The following is a 13,864-nucleotide window of genomic DNA, read 5'->3' as shown; positions in this document are numbered from 1 at the left end:
CGGGCACCGCGGCGTGCGCGGCCGCCGCATGCGCGGCGGTCCGTGCCGGCGGCGTATGCCCGCCGTCGCGATGCAGGCCGCCAAATGCCGGGACCGGCGCCGGCTGCTGCATCGCCGCGACCAGCACGCGATACCCGGCGCCGGCAACGAGGACGCAGCACAGCGCCAGCGCGATGCGCCGGTGCGACGCGGGCTTCATGACGGCGGAAATCATGGCTGGGCGCTCCGGTAGATGAGCTCGAAGCGCACGCGCGCATCGAGGATGTTGCTGCCCACCGCGGGGCGCTCGACGTGGATTTCCTGCAGCGCCGCGTTCGGCACGTTGTTGAGCACCGACGCCAGAAATTGCCGGATCGCGCCGTACTGATCCTTGACCGGCAGCAGCACCTGATAGCGCGCGAAGCGCGCACCCGACTCGGTCGTCACCTGGTACTCGGCGGAACCGAGCGTCAGATGGCTGTCGCGCGCCTGCGCGAAGATCGACGCGATGTCGTCCGCGCTGTGCGAGAAGCGCGGGAACAGTTCGGGCAACGTATCGAGCGCCACCGCGTCCGCCGGCGCGCCGCGCGCCGCGACCGGACGATGGCCGTGCGCCGATCGCACGAGCCCGACCGGCGCCTGCATCGCGCGCGTATCGGCTTCCAGGCCGGAGATCGCCGCGACCGCGACGGCTGCCGCGCCGATCATCAGCAGTCCGACGAGTCCCGGCAGACCGAATGCGCGCCGCAACTCGAAACGCAGCGTGGCCAGGCGGTCCGTCAACCGACCGGTTTTCATGACGTCCTCCAGACGGCCGTGATCTGGAAACGCACCGGCTTGCCCGGCACGTTGTCCTCGACGAGATGACCGTTGAGCACCGCTTCGCGCAGCACGACGCTCGTCTGCAGATACTTCAGGTACGCGATCATCGCGTCCGGATTCTTCGCTTCGGCCGTGATGCGAATCTGGCCTTGCGCCGGGTTCTGGTCGATGCCGATCAGCGCGACGTCATGGTCGGGATAGTCCTCGACGAGCGCGAACAGCGTCTGCCACGGCACGGTCAGTTCGCGCAGCACCGCCTGGCTCTGCTTTTCCGCGAGCTTCGCGGCCGCCGTCGGCGGCGGCTTCACGACGTGCCGCTGCGCGAGCGTGCGATGCTCGGCAGCCTCCACGTTCGCCCGCGCGCGGCCGTTCTGCGCATACGCATGCCACAGCCATGCGCCGCACGCGGCCCACAGCAGCACTGCGACACCCAGCAGGATCACCCCGCTCGTCCCGGTGCGGGCATGGCGCCGGCAAAAGTCGATATCGAGCATCGGCATCATGGCGCGTACTCCATCAGCCGGCGCGCGGGCGAGGCGTCGAGCGCCGGCACCGGCAGCCGTACCGCGGCCGCGAAACGCGCGTCGAACGGCGCGAAGTCCGTGTCGATCCCGGTCAGATAGACCGGGCAGTCCTCGCGCTTCAGCCCGGCCCGCGTTGCCGAACGTTCGAACGACTGCTCCGCGAGTTCGGCCAGCCGCGACGCGTCGCCGGACTCGCCGGGAAAGAGGCGTTGCGCATCGTAGGCAGCCCAGCCGCCGCGCTCGATCATGACCGCCTGCATCAACGCATCGGCGACGACAATCAGCAGCGCATCGTCGCCGGCTTTCACCGCGATGCGATTCAGCGTCTCCGGAAGCCCCGATCTCAGGCTGCGGATGCGGACCCCGGCCGATGCCCCCGCGTCATGGAAGCCGTCGTGCAGCGTGCGCGACAGCGCGGCGGCGAAGAGCGCGCGGCCACCGTGCTGCACGCAGAAGCGCACGACCAGCGATGCACCGTCGATCCCGTACGTGTCGGAGAAATGGGCGAGCACGACTTCTTCGAGTTCGCGCATGCGCAACGCGCGGAAGTCGCCGCGCAGTATCGCGTGGTGGCACCAGAAATCGTCGAGCACGACGTGCGCGTCGCCCGTCGACGACCTTGAGCCACGCGCCTGCCGCTGCGCGGCGGCGGCATCGGCCGCGCCGCCGGGTGCCGCGGCCAGCGCGGCGCGCAGCGCGTCGAGCACGCCCGTCTCGCTGCCGAACTGCGCGTCGGGAATCGCGACGCTGACCGGATCGGCGGCGAATGCGCGCTTGCGCGGTCGCCACAGTGCGGGCGAACGGACGCCGACGACGATCTCGCGCGTCCCGACGCCGATCGCAAGCGGGTTATTCAACCATCGTGACACGATTGATCTCCTCGAGCGTCGTCTCGCCGCGCCGCACCAGTTCGATGGCCGCCGATCGCAACGTCGTCATCCCGTGGCGCAGCGCCGCCGCCTTGATGTGCCCGAGCGGCGCGCGCTCCGACAGCAGTTGCCTCAGCTCGTCGTTCATGCGCAGCGCCTCCGCGATCGCACGCCGGCCGCGATAGCCGCTGCCGCGGCACATCGCGCACCCCGCGCCGCGCCGAAACAGGTAGCTGCCGGCCGTATCCGGGTCGATGCCCGAGCGGGCGAGCGCATCCGCGCCCACCTCGTCCTCGGCCAGGCAATCCGGGCAGCACTGGCGCAGCAGCCGCTGCGCGATCACGCCGTTGAGCGCGGAGACGAAGCTGTACGGATCGACCTCCATGTTCGTGAAGCGGCCGATCACGTCGAACACGTTGTTCGCGTGCACGGTCGTGAACACCTGGTGACCGGTCAGCGCGGCCTGCACGGCGATCTGCGCGGTTTCCGGATCGCGGATCTCGCCGACCATGATCTTGTCCGGGTCGTGCCGCAGGATCGACCGCAGCCCGCGCGCGAAGGTCAGGCCCTTCGCCTCGTTGACCGGAATCTGCAGGATTTCGCCGAGCTGGTATTCGACCGGATCCTCGATCGTCACGATCTTCTCGAGACCGTTGTTGATCTCGGTGAGGATCGCGTAAAGCGTCGTGGTCTTGCCGCTGCCGGTCGGCCCCGTGACGAGCAGCATCCCGTACGGCATCGACGCGACCGAGCGCATGAAGCGCGTGTCGCCCGGCTGGAAGCCCAATGCCTCGAGCGTCAGGCCGCCCGCGGCCTGGGACAGCTGGTAGCGGTCGAGAATCCGCAACACCGCGTCCTCGCCGAACTGGTTCGGCATGATCGACACGCGGAAATCGATCTCGCGCCCGGCGTACATCGCCTTGAAGCGTCCGTCCTGCGGAACGCGGCGCTCCGCGATGTCGAGCTCGGAGATCACCTTCACGCGGGACAGGACCTGGTCGGCAACCTCCCGGCCCTCGACGCGGCCCACCACGGTGAGCACGCCGTCGACACGGCACTTGATCATCAGGCCGTTCGTGCGGCATTCCAGGTGGATGTCGCTCGCGAGCATCTTGAGCGCATCGTAGATCGTCGAATTGAGCAGGCGCACCACCGGACTGTCGTCGTTGCTGATGCCCTGCAGCGTCAGCGCGAGCGACGCCGGATCGGGCGCGTTCTGGATCGGATCGTCGAACGCGAGCGAGTCCAGCGCGCGGATATCCTTCTCGCGCACGGTCAGATACGCGTTGAGATCCCCGGCGCTCGCGAGCGCCCAGCCGTACGGCACCGCCGGCCGCGCACGCATCCGGTGTTCGATCCAGCCGCGCGTGCGTGCATCGAGCGGATCGGCAATCGCGAACAACCGCGCGTCGCCGCCCTCGGGATCGCGGAAGCACACGCACATGCGCGCCGTCGCGTCGACGAACGGCACCGTGTCGAAATCCGGCTCGAGGCGGCCCAGCTCGCGCATCCCGATCGGCTTCATCCGGAATTGCGCGGCGAGCTGCGTGCGCATCTCGTCCGCGCTGAGCGCCGTCTGCGCCATCAGCGCCTCGAGCGCGCGAATGCCGGAACCGTGCTGCCTGCCGAGCGCGCGCAGGACGTCGCGCAACGCGGCGCCCGCGTCGGGGAGGGGTTCCGGTGAGGGGGTGACGGTATCCACGCGTGTCTCCAGGGCAGCCTACTGAATGCTCGACGCGATCTCGAAGATCGGCAGGTACATCAGCACGACGATGCCGCCGATCACCACGCCGATCACGATCATCATCGCGGGCTCGATCAGCCGCGAGATCAGATCGATCGTGCGCGACACCTGCGCTTCCTGGAACGCGGCGATCCGGTCGAGCACGGGCCCGAGGCCGCCGGTTTTTTCGGCGACCGTCAGCAGGCGGTAGCCGATCGCGTTCGCGAGGCCGGCCTGCTGGAACGCGTCGGAGATCCTCGCGCCATTGCGGACCTGCTGCAGCGCGCCCGCGAGCGCGGCCTGGTCCGCGCGGCCTACCAGGCCGCGCGCCAGATCGAATGCGCGCACGGCGGGAATGCCGCCGTCGACCAGCATCGCCGTCGTGCGATAGAACTGGGACTGGCGAAACACGCGGAAATGCTGCCCGATGCCGGGCAGCGCCAGCAGGCGATCGGCGATCCAGATCCGCAGCGCCGGCCGGCGCAGCGCAACGCCGGTTGCCACGGCCAGCACCGCAAGCGCGGCCGCCAGCCCGGCGCCGTGCGCGTGCACCATGCCGCCCCACGCCATCAGCAGGCGCGACATCAGCGGCAGTTCGCGGCCGCTGTGTTCGAGGAGCGACGCGAACCGCGGCACGACGAAGCCGAGCAGAAACAGCACGACGGCCGCGCCGACGAACAGCAGCACCGTCGGATAGATCGCCGCCGACACCACGCGCGCGCGTAGCTCATGGAGCGTCGCGCTATTGCGCGAGTAACGGGTGAGGCTCGCGGCGAGGCCGCCGGTCTGCTCGCTCGCCTTCACGCATGCGACCAGCACCGGCGGAAAGATCGGGCTCGCGTGCTCGAGCGCCGCCGACAGCGACTGCCCCTCCTCCAGTTGCCGCAGCAGGTCGCGATACACCTGCGCGGACGCTTCGCGCCGCACGTTGCCGCCGAGCGTGCGCAATGCGTCGACCACGCCGACGCCCGCGTCGAGCAGCGCCGCGAGCTCGCGCGCGAACATCGCAACGTCGAACCGCGCGCCCGGCATTCCGAACCGGCGCGCGCCGCGCCGCTGCCGCCGCGCGTCCGTGCTCACCGACACGACCCGCAGGCCGCGCGAGCGTGCGAGCGCCGCCGCGGTTGCCGGCGAATCGCTGTCGAGGCGAAGCGTCTGGACCGAGCCATTCGTATCGAAGACACGCAGCACGAACTTCACGTCGACTCTCCTTGCTGACTGCTCACGACAAGCTCGGCCGCCGGGCCGCGCGTCCCTACCACGACGAGATCGTCACGTTCTCGCCTGTTCCGCCGCCGCGCCCGTCCTTGCCGAGCGAATACAGGTCGTAGTCGCCGTGCTCGCCGGGCGAGCGGTACTGGTACGGGCGGTCCCACGGATCCACGGGAACAGCCTTCTGCAGATACGGGCCGCTCCAGCGCGGCGCGCTCTGCGGCTTGTTGACGAGCGCGTCCAGTCCTTCCTCGGTCGTCGGATAGACCCCGACGTCGAGCCGGTACTGGTCGAGGGCCTGGCCGAGCGACACGATCTGCGCGCGCGCGATCTTCACGTTCGACTTGCCGACCTGTTCGAAATACCGTGGCGCAACGAGCCCCGCCAGCAGCCCGATGATGACCATCACGACGAGCAGCTCGAGCAGCGTGAAGCCGCGGCTCGCACGCATGCGGCGAGCGAGCCCCTCGCCCTGCCGCAGATGCCCCGGCATGCCGGGGCGGATCGAGGACAATTCGTCGCGCACGGCTTTCTCCCTGTATCGCCCGCCGCTTCGGCACCGCCGAAGCCATTGATTGCATTCTTGTTCAGGGCGATACGCGTCAGAAGTAGGGAGGGCCGTCCATCGACATGGGTAGATCCCCCCCAGTTGCGCCATGGCGCGATGGAGGGTTTTCACACACGATCGTCGTCGGTCAGCGCGAGCACGCCGATGTCGATCGCGAAGTGGACGAGGCCGGTCAGGTTCACGAGACCGAGCTTGCGCATCAGGTTCGCACGATGCTTTTCCACCGTTTTCGGGCTGAGCTGCAGACACTCGCCGACCTGCCGGCTCGTGTGCCCCTCGACGACGAGACGCAGCACCGTGCGCTCGCGGTTCGTCAGCGAACTCCACAGGCGCGCCTTGTGCGCGCTCGCCTCGCGCAGCCCCTGCAGGCCGGCGCGGGCCCGATACGCGTCCAGGCTGATCACGCACTTGCCCTGCATCACGAAGCGCATCTCGCGGACCAGATCGGCGAACGACGAATCCTTGACCACGTAGCCGTCCGCGCCGGACGCAAACGCCTCCCTGACGTTGTCTTCGCTGCGATGGACGGTGAGGACGATGATCCGCGTACGCGGCGCATCGCGCTTGATCGTGGCGATCGCTTCGAAGCCGCTGCCGCCCGGCATCGACAGATCCATCAGGATCAGGTCGGGCAGCGTCTGCGCGGCGAGACGGCAGGCCTCGCCCCCGCCGCTCGCCTCGCCGACAATGCAGTAGTCGTCCAGCTCGGACACCATGTGGCTGAGGCCGAGCCGCAGCAGATGCTGATCCTCGACGATCAGCACGCGATGCTTCTTTTCCAATTTCGACGCTCCCTGTCGGACGCGTTGCACCTAGTTGGAAGCGACCACGTCGCGATAGGCCGCGAGCAGTTCGGTCGGCGTCGCGAAACCGTCGATGCGCAGCCACGGCTGGCCGGGCGCGGCCCGCATGAACGTCACCGGCGTGTGATTCATCTTGTCGCCGCGAAAGACATTGAACGCGCGCTGCGCCGCGATGCTCGCCTCGACCGTGCCCGTGTAGTGCTGCCATTCGGGTCCGGCTTCGAAATGCGCGGCATAGGCCTTGAGCCGCGCCGGCGTGTCCTGCTCCGGATCGATCGAGATCGACACGATGTGCACCTTGTCGCGGTCGGCGCCCAGCTCGCCCTGCAGCCGCTCGAGCGTCTGGCTGATCATCGGACAGATGGTCGTGCAGGTGGTGTAGATGAACGTCAGGATCACCGGCCTGCCGTCGTCCACTTCCTTGACCAGCGACACGGTCTTGCCGTCGTCACGCACGAGGTCGACCGACGGCAGCGTGTATTGGGCCGTCGTGTGCACCGTGCCCGGCATCACGACGTGATGCATGTGCATGCCGGCCGCTTCGGTCGCGGTCCCGGCGGTGTTTGGCGCGGTGTTTTCCGTGGCGGGTCCGGCGGCGTCCCCGGTGCTGCTTTCCGCGGCTTTTCCGGGTGCGCTTTCGGTTGTGCTTTCATCAGCTTGCTTGACCGCGCTCCCGGCAGCGCCCTGCGCGTCGTGCTCCATGACGTGCCCGACGGCGTCCGGCATCGCGTTCTCGCCGGCACTCGTGGCAGCGCCCTGCATCGCGTTCTCGCCGGCACTCGTCGCAGTGCCCGGCATCGCGTTCTCGCCGGCACTCGTCGCAATGCCCTGCATCGCGTTGTCGTCGGCGCTCGTGGCAGCATCCGGCATCGCTGGCATCGCATTTTCATTGGCACTCGCGGCGGAATGTTCGCCGATGTGCTCGCTGACGTTCTCGCCCGCGCGCTCGGTGACGCTTGCGACGGGCGCGCACCACGCGGCGGTCGCGGCGATCGTGACACCCGCCACCACGAATGCCCCCATCGTCGATCTGGCAATCCGTTTCATACCGACCTCCCCTGACGATAAACAAGGCAATGGCGATTTCCGTGCCTCGTCAGCGCAGTGTCTTGAATTTGGTCGCGAGCGTCATGGGATGACGCCCCCAAAGGCCGGTAGGGTATGTCCGCTTGCTGGAATACCCGCCCGCTACTGCCGGAATATCCCCACGCTCTCCCCGTATTCCCCTTGTTGCGACACGCGGCGGTCGCATCCTAGAATGGCAGCAATCTTACGATTTCCTGAAAACTGCGCATCGGGAGCTCCCATGATCGAACGCCAGCCCACCAGGCCACAAATCAGGCTGCTCGATCTGATCGATGCGATGCGCAAGCTTCGCGGTGCGGTGCGCGCGGGCGACCGCGACGCCGGCATCGTCACCGATGCACGCGGCGCCGCCCTTGCGATTCTCACGGCCGACGGAATCTTCGTCTCGGCCAATCGCAGCGCCGCGGCGCTGTTCGGCTATTCGAGCGCCGAGCTCGTCGGCAAGCATCTGTTCGACATGGCGCGCGACGATGCCCACGCCGAATTGGCAGACGAATTGTCCAGAGGCGCCGCCCTTCCCAGTCATTCGTTCACCACGATGCTCAGCGGGCGAACCGGCCATCCCGCGCAGTTCATGGTGCACCAGCAGACGCTTCCCGCCACGGCAACCAGCGAGCGCCTGCTGCTGACGCTGTTCGAGGAACCGCCGGCCCCCGAGCCCGAGCCGCACGATGCGGCCGCGGCGCGCTACGCGGGCGCGCCTGCCCGCCACGCCTATCTGCTGATGGGCCAGCAGAAGGAGCGCTACCGGCTTGCCGCGGAATTGCACGATGGGCTCGGTCAGGCGTTGACGCTCATCAAGCTGATGAATGAGGACGCGCTGATGCGCATTCGTCGCGGCGAAATCGACGAGGCGGCGAATCTGCTCGATTCGACGGTGCTCCGGATCCGCGAGACGATCGGCGAAGTACGCCAAATATGCGGCGAATTGCGGCCGCCGATGCTCGACAAGCTCGGTCTGTCGGCGGCCCTTGCATCGCTGTGCCGGCGCATCGAGCGTGACGTGAACACGCTGATGGTCGAGTTCAATTGCGATGCCAACGAAGACGACATACCCGACCATCTGAAGGCGGACATGTTCAGGGTCGCGCAGGAGGCGCTCAACAACATCGTCAAGCATGCGGAAGCCACCGAGATCGTACTCGGCTTGCGCCACGACGCCGGCGGCCTGCTGCTGACGATTCGCGACAACGGCATCGGCTACGAGCATCGCCCGCTGACGACGGAAGACGCGTACACGGCCGGGCTCGGCCTGATCGGCATGCAGCACCGCGTCGAGTCGCAGGGCGGCACGTTCTCGATCCAGTCGTCGGCCACCACCGGCACGCTCATCTCGGCGAGCTGGGCCTGCTGACGCGCGCGATCGCGGTCGGTCCCGTCGTCAATCCCGCCGTCAATCCTGCATGCCGCCGAGCGGATAATCGTCCAGTCTCGCATGCGCGTCGGCGTCTTCCCGCGGCCCGACGTCGTCGATCGAGTGAGTCGGCACGTCGTCGGCATCCGGCTCCGCGCACTTCGCCGCGAGCGTGGTCAGCAGGCCCATGCTCATCGCGACCAGCACCAGTTCCGTCAGGTTCGCGAGATGGAGCTTGTGCATCATGCTCGCCCGATACTTCTCGATCGTCTTCGGGCTCAGATTCAGGTATTGACCGACCTGCCGGTTGGTGCGCCCTTCGGCAATCAGCTTCAGCACGCTGCGCTCGCGCGCGGTGAGGATGTCCCAGGCCTTTCTCGGCGCAGGCATTTCACGGCCGGTCACGAACGAGTCGACCATGTAGCCGTACACGTCCGCGCTCAGATGCTTCTTCCCCTGCATGACCATGCGCATCGCGAGCAGCAATTCGTCAAACGAAACGTCCTTGAGCACGTAACCGTCGACCCCCGCCCGCAGCGCCTCCCGCACATACTCCTCGCTCTGATGAACCGTGAGCGCGATGATCCGGACCGTCGGCGTTCGCCGCTTGATCGTTGCGCTCGCATCGATACCGTTCATCCCGCGCATCGACAGATCCATCAGGATCAGATCGGGAGCCAGCGCCAGCGCCTGATGACACGCCTCCTTGCCGTCCCTTGCCTCGCCGACGACCTCGTAATCGCCTTGCGCGCAAAGCATCGACCGGAGGCCATTTCTCAGCAGGTCATGGTCCTCTGCAATTACAACGCGACATTTGGTATTCACGACTATCCCCCGTTCCTCCATTCCTGCGCGGCGTGCCGTATCGGCACATCCTGCACAGTTCCGGAAACGCTCGCTGCGTGATTTCCCTACCCGGATTAATGATTGAAGTTCGCGGAAACCGACAGCCATGCGAGTCGCTAAAGCAAGGATCGCGCCACTGCGCCCCGAACCTGCGGCGGCGGCGATCCGGATTCCGCCTGTTCGCAGCGCAACCACGCCGCCCTCATGAAATGTTTCAAAACCGTATCGATTTCATGTTTTTCAGCGCGTCAGTGTGAATACCGATGGCGGGAATGCCACTCGCGTTTCAGCATGAATCAAAACATTCCCGCCGCGGCGATGCCGAATCGAGAAGAAATCAACGACGCGCAGTAAGGATTGTTAATCTTCTTTGGTTACTTCCCATTACCTGGCGTTACAGGGGTAACAACTTTGCACCATTTTTCGCGGTCGCCGTTGTGGCGTCGAAGTGTAGGGAGGTGACCCATTGCCGGTCCGATTTCCCATCGCCGACAATCCAGGTGCAGGAGACCTCGAAGATGCACCACCGACCTTTATCCGGATTGGGAATCGCGATCGCTGCCGTATGCGTGGCACTCGGCTCGGCGTGGACGTGCGCCGCGAACGCGCAAATATTCGGCACGGTCACCAGCACTGGCGCAATCGTCCTCACCAACGACCCCGGCACGACCGGCCTGAAGGTGATCGTCGCGAGCGACGCGCCGGCCCCATCCGACATGAAGCACGCTGCATCGAAGCTGGCCAGCGGCGCGCTGTCCTCGTTCGCCGACGTGATCGAGGAAGCGAGCCGCGCGTTTCGCGTTCCCCCCGAACTGCTGCGCGCGGTGATCGACGTCGAATCGGGATACAACCCGAAGGCGGTCTCATACAAGGGCGCCCAAGGGCTCATGCAGTTGATGCCCGACACCGCACGGCGTTTTTCGAACGGAGACATGTTCAATCCGCGCGACAACGTGCTGGCCGGCGCGCGCTATCTGCGCTTCCTGCTCGACATGTTCAAGGACAACGTCGAACTCACGCTGGCCGCCTACAACGCCGGAGAAAATGCCGTGATTCGCGCCGGCTATCGCATTCCGTCGTCTCCGCAAACGCGCGTGTATGTCCCGCGCGTGCTCGCGCGCTACAAACGGCTCCTCGATTCGAGTTGATGTGTCCGGCCGATGTTTCCGGCAATACGTGCCGCCCCATCCCGGCCGGCCGACGGTTCAGGGAAAGGCGGGAACGGTCGGATCTTCGCCTTCGAGATGCGCGTCCGCATGGTGAAGCGTGATCAAGTGCTCGATCTCGTGGACCCGGTCCTTCGGAACGTCGACGATCATCAGCAGCTCGCCGCGCTCGATGCCTTCTTCGAAACGCCTCAGGCGTGTACTCGGCACGTTGACGCCGATCATCGATGCCGCCCAGGCACCGAAGCCGGCGCCGGACAACGTGATCGTCACGAACGCGCCACCGGCGATCGGCAAGCCCGCGGGCGGGAACACCAGGGCGATCAGCCCCATCAGCGCGCCGGTCGCGCAACCGACCACCGTGCCGCGTGCAAGCGACGGCAGCAAGTCGCTGCGTTGCGTCAGCGTGGCCTCCTGCAAACCATCGTGCACGACGCTGTGATTCGCGATGAAATGAATATGCCGCCACTCGACATGCAGCAACAGCAGTTCGGTGACGATCGACTGCGCGCATTGCGGCGTCGGCAACAGAAAATAGATGCGTCTCATGGCGACTCCCCCACCTCACGTCAGGCATGCAGCGGCCCCTCTGACGACATTCTTGTCCGGCGCGCAACCTGCTTGAAGTGGGGATGCCCACCGAAACACATGGGTAGAAAACGGTAGGACATCATGCGTGCGCGTCAAAGTCTTCCGTAGCTGTGCAGCCCCGACAGGAACATGTTGACGCCGAGGAACGCGAACGTCGTCACGAGCAGGCCCGTGAGTGCCCACCAGGCGGCAATCGCGCCGCGCAGGCCCTTCATCTGCCGCATGTGCAGCCACGCCGCGTAGTTCAGCCACACGATCAGCGCCCAGGTTTCCTTCGGGTCCCAGCTCCAGTAGCCGCCCCATGCCTCGGCCGCCCACATCGCGCCGAGGATCGTCGCGATCGTGAAGAACGCGAAACCGACCGCGATCGACTTGTACATCACGTCGTCGAGCACCTCGAGCGTCGGCAGGCGATCGGCGAGCACGCCGCGCTCCTTCATCAGGTACGCGACCGACACCATCGCCGACAACGCGAAGCTGCCGTAGCCGATGAAGTTCGCCGGCACGTGGATCTTCATCCACCAGCTCTGCAGCGCAGGCACCAGCGGCTGGATCTGCTGCGCATCGCGCGCGACCGAGTACCACATCAGAAAGCCGACCGCCGCGCTGATGACCAGCAGCACGAACGCGCCGAGCGAGCGCGTGCCGTAGTGGCCTTCGTAGTACAGATAGAGCAGCGCGGTGATCAGGCTGAACAGGACGAACACCTCGTAGAGGTTCGACACGGGGATATGCCCGACGTCGGCGCCGATCAGGTAGGACTCGTACCAGCGCACCATCAGCCCCGTGAAGCCCATTAGCACGGCGGCCCACGTGAGCTTCTGGCCGATCGCGGCGCCCGTTTCCGAGCGCGCGAGCAAGCCGATCCAGTAGAAGACCGTCGCGAGCACGAACAGCGCGCTCATCCACAGGATCGCCGTCTGGCTCGACAGGAAGTACTTGAGGAAGAACGCCGCATCGGCGCGCGCGAGATCGCCCTGGTAGACCTGGATCGACAGCAGCGACAGCACGGCGATCGACGCCATCATCAGCCGCGCGGGCTTCCAGCGCCAGCCGAGCGCGATGAGCGCCGGCACGGTGCCGATCATCACCGCCTTGTCGTAGTAATCCATGTGCGCGTTGTAGTGCACGAGCGCATAGCCCGCGCCCACCACGAGCGCCAGTGCGAACAGCCAGTCGATCAGCGACAGGCGTGCGAGGAACGGACGGTCGTCGACCGGCTCGCACGCACGCACCGCGGCGGACGCGCGTTGTCGCCGATTCGGCAGCCTGGCGACCGACGCCGCACTGCCGCGAGAGGATTGCATCGCTTTCATGACATTCACCGGATTGGAACCGAGCAGGGTTGGAAAAAGAGGCGCCCCGTCCCGGGGAAGACGAGACACCTAAATGATCACTGCCGGCACCGGTCGCCTGCCCGCCGCGCGGCACGTGCCGCATGCGACTCCGATTCGGCGACGCATGCTCAGTGGTCGGACGGCGGGCTCGTCGATGTACCGGTTTCCGGCGAGTTCGTCGGTGCACCGGCCTCCGGCGGGTTCGTCGATATGCCGGTTTCCGCCGGGCTCGCCGATGCACCGGCTTCCGGCGGGCCCACCGATACGTCGGCTTCCGGCGGGTTCGCCGATGCACCGGCTTCCGGCGGCTTCACCGATACGCCGGCTTCCGCGGGAAAAGCCTCGACATAGACCGCGACGGCGCGCATGTCCTGCTCCGTCATGTTCGCGCACACCGACTTCATGATCGCGCCGCGTGGCCGAGTATCGGTTTCGCGGAAAATCCTGAGCTGCTTCACCACGTAGTCCGCATGCTGACCGGCGAGACGAGGAAACCGGTCCATGCCCTCGCCATGCTGGCCGTGGCACCCGATACAGGCCGCAACGCCCTTGTCCGGCAGGCCCGCCACGAAAATCGCCTTGCCCGCGTCGAGCAGCGCGCGATCGCCGGCTTCGCCCGGCACCGCCGCCTGGCCTGAAAAATAGGCGGCGAGCTCGTCGATCTGCTTGTCGGTCAGATGCGTGAAGCCCCACATGTACCGCTTCGCGTTCGGATCGGCACGCGCGTGGCTTTTGAAGTCGGTCAACTGATCGACGAGGTATTCCTTGCGCTGCCCGGCGAGCTTCGGAAACTGCGGCGACACCGATACGCCGGTCGCGCCATGGCAGTTCGAGCACACCTGCAACGCGATGGTCTTGCCCGCCACGGCCGGGTTGTCGACTTGCCGCGACCGCTCCAGGTCGTGGCAACCTGCCCCGGCCAGCATCATCGCGAGCGAGACGAGATGGGCCACCTTGTTCATGTCACTGACCTCCCTGCCACAT

14 protein-coding genes and 1 pseudogene are annotated in these 13,864 nt (G+C 66.6%); 2 read left to right on the top strand and 13 right to left on the bottom strand.

The window, feature by feature from the left end:
• From ACPUER_RS03255 to ACPUER_RS03215, 9 genes and pseudogenes are all read right to left on the bottom strand, one after another.
• Positions 1–214 (bottom strand): annotated as a pseudogene (locus ACPUER_RS03255) (hypothetical protein); the annotation flags it as partial.
• Positions 211–777, bottom strand: a complete 567-nt coding sequence (locus tag ACPUER_RS03250; protein WP_425130334.1) for a hypothetical protein — start codon at positions 775–777, stop codon at positions 211–213. The gene ACPUER_RS03250 and the pseudogene ACPUER_RS03255, both read right to left, overlap by 4 nt.
• The gene (locus tag ACPUER_RS03245) at positions 774–1,304 is read right to left on the bottom strand and encodes a hypothetical protein (RefSeq protein ID WP_175962362.1); all 531 of its coding nucleotides are present in this window, start codon (positions 1,302–1,304) and stop codon (positions 774–776) included. The genes ACPUER_RS03250 and ACPUER_RS03245 overlap by 4 nt, the downstream gene beginning before the upstream one ends.
• Positions 1,301–2,194: a hypothetical protein gene (locus ACPUER_RS03240; protein WP_425130333.1), complete on the bottom strand. Its 894-nt coding sequence runs from the start codon at positions 2,192–2,194 to the stop codon at positions 1,301–1,303. The genes ACPUER_RS03245 and ACPUER_RS03240 overlap by 4 nt, the downstream gene beginning before the upstream one ends.
• Positions 2,175–3,896: a GspE/PulE family protein gene (locus ACPUER_RS03235; protein ID WP_175962360.1), complete on the bottom strand. Its 1,722-nt coding sequence runs from the start codon at positions 3,894–3,896 to the stop codon at positions 2,175–2,177. Before ACPUER_RS03235 ends, ACPUER_RS03240 begins: the two co-directional genes overlap by 20 nt.
• 18 nt (positions 3,897–3,914) lie before the next feature.
• Positions 3,915–5,117: a type II secretion system F family protein gene (locus ACPUER_RS03230; RefSeq protein ID WP_047900254.1), complete on the bottom strand. Its 1,203-nt coding sequence runs from the start codon at positions 5,115–5,117 to the stop codon at positions 3,915–3,917.
• A 55-nt stretch (positions 5,118–5,172) separates the two neighbouring features.
• Positions 5,173–5,622 carry a type II secretion system major pseudopilin GspG gene (gspG, locus tag ACPUER_RS03225; protein WP_279610721.1) on the bottom strand — a complete coding sequence of 150 codons (450 nt, stop codon included), beginning with the start codon at positions 5,620–5,622 and terminating at the stop codon, positions 5,173–5,175.
• Positions 5,623–5,804: 182 nt separating this feature from the next.
• Positions 5,805–6,479: a response regulator gene (locus ACPUER_RS03220; protein WP_244137363.1), complete on the bottom strand. Its 675-nt coding sequence runs from the start codon at positions 6,477–6,479 to the stop codon at positions 5,805–5,807.
• Positions 6,480–6,509: 30 nt separating this feature from the next.
• The gene (locus ACPUER_RS03215; RefSeq protein WP_425130332.1) at positions 6,510–7,031 is read right to left on the bottom strand and encodes an SCO family protein; all 522 of its coding nucleotides are present in this window, start codon (positions 7,029–7,031) and stop codon (positions 6,510–6,512) included.
• Here ACPUER_RS03215 and ACPUER_RS03210 point away from each other — a divergent pair.
• A complete protein-coding gene (locus ACPUER_RS03210) occupies positions 7,030–8,940 on the top strand; it encodes a histidine kinase (RefSeq protein WP_425130331.1) in 1,911 nt (636 codons plus the stop codon). The two genes, ACPUER_RS03215 and ACPUER_RS03210, sit on opposite strands and share 2 nt — an antisense overlap.
• A gap of 39 nt (positions 8,941–8,979) precedes the next feature.
• Here ACPUER_RS03210 and ACPUER_RS03205 read toward each other — a convergent pair whose 3' ends face one another.
• The gene (locus ACPUER_RS03205; RefSeq protein ID WP_175962453.1) at positions 8,980–9,765 is read right to left on the bottom strand and encodes a response regulator; all 786 of its coding nucleotides are present in this window, start codon (positions 9,763–9,765) and stop codon (positions 8,980–8,982) included.
• 539 nt (positions 9,766–10,304) lie between these two features.
• Between ACPUER_RS03205 and ACPUER_RS03200 the strand changes: the two genes are divergently transcribed.
• Positions 10,305–10,934 carry a lytic transglycosylase domain-containing protein gene (locus tag ACPUER_RS03200; protein ID WP_310135186.1) on the top strand — a complete coding sequence of 210 codons (630 nt, stop codon included), beginning with the start codon at positions 10,305–10,307 and terminating at the stop codon, positions 10,932–10,934.
• A 57-nt stretch (positions 10,935–10,991) separates the two neighbouring features.
• On the opposite strand, the gene ACPUER_RS03195 is transcribed toward ACPUER_RS03200, so the two are convergent.
• The 3 genes from ACPUER_RS03195 to ACPUER_RS03185 all read right to left on the bottom strand — a co-directional run bounded on the left by ACPUER_RS03195 (position 10,992) and on the right by ACPUER_RS03185 (position 13,842).
• Entirely contained in the window at positions 10,992–11,501 is a 510-nt protein-coding gene (locus tag ACPUER_RS03195) for a DUF1269 domain-containing protein (protein WP_175962358.1), read from the bottom strand.
• Positions 11,502–11,635: 134 nt separating this feature from the next.
• Positions 11,636–12,859 carry a c-type cytochrome biogenesis protein CcsB gene (gene ccsB, locus ACPUER_RS03190; protein WP_425130330.1) on the bottom strand — a complete coding sequence of 408 codons (1,224 nt, stop codon included), beginning with the start codon at positions 12,857–12,859 and terminating at the stop codon, positions 11,636–11,638.
• Between the two features lie 149 nt (positions 12,860–13,008).
• Positions 13,009–13,842 carry a c-type cytochrome gene (locus ACPUER_RS03185; RefSeq protein ID WP_425130329.1) on the bottom strand — a complete coding sequence of 278 codons (834 nt, stop codon included), beginning with the start codon at positions 13,840–13,842 and terminating at the stop codon, positions 13,009–13,011.
• Positions 13,843–13,864: the final 22 nt, after the last annotated feature.

The organism is Burkholderia sp. DN3021 (genome assembly GCF_049805555.1).
GTDB classification, from domain to species: Bacteria; Pseudomonadota; Gammaproteobacteria; order Burkholderiales; family Burkholderiaceae; genus Burkholderia; species Burkholderia pyrrocinia_C.
This window is presented reverse-complemented; position numbering and strand designations above follow the sequence as displayed.

Coding starts and splice junctions, on each gene's coding strand:
- ACPUER_RS03250 (WP_425130334.1), bottom strand. CDS start 777: ATGAAAACCGGTCGGTTGACGGACCGCCTGGCCACGCTGCGTTTCGAG.
- ACPUER_RS03245 (WP_175962362.1), bottom strand. CDS start 1,304: ATGATGCCGATGCTCGATATCGACTTTTGCCGGCGCCATGCCCGCACC.
- gspG (WP_279610721.1), bottom strand. CDS start 5,622: ATGCCGGGGCATCTGCGGCAGGGCGAGGGGCTCGCTCGCCGCATGCGT.
- ACPUER_RS03210 (WP_425130331.1), top strand. CDS start 7,030: ATGCCGGCCGCTTCGGTCGCGGTCCCGGCGGTGTTTGGCGCGGTGTTT.
- ACPUER_RS03215 (WP_425130332.1), bottom strand. CDS start 7,031: ATGCACATGCATCACGTCGTGATGCCGGGCACGGTGCACACGACGGCC.
- ACPUER_RS03200 (WP_310135186.1), top strand. CDS start 10,305: ATGCACCACCGACCTTTATCCGGATTGGGAATCGCGATCGCTGCCGTA.
- ACPUER_RS03195 (WP_175962358.1), bottom strand. CDS start 11,501: ATGAGACGCATCTATTTTCTGTTGCCGACGCCGCAATGCGCGCAGTCG.
- ccsB (WP_425130330.1), bottom strand. CDS start 12,859: ATGAAAGCGATGCAATCCTCTCGCGGCAGTGCGGCGTCGGTCGCCAGG.
- ACPUER_RS03185 (WP_425130329.1), bottom strand. CDS start 13,842: ATGAACAAGGTGGCCCATCTCGTCTCGCTCGCGATGATGCTGGCCGGG.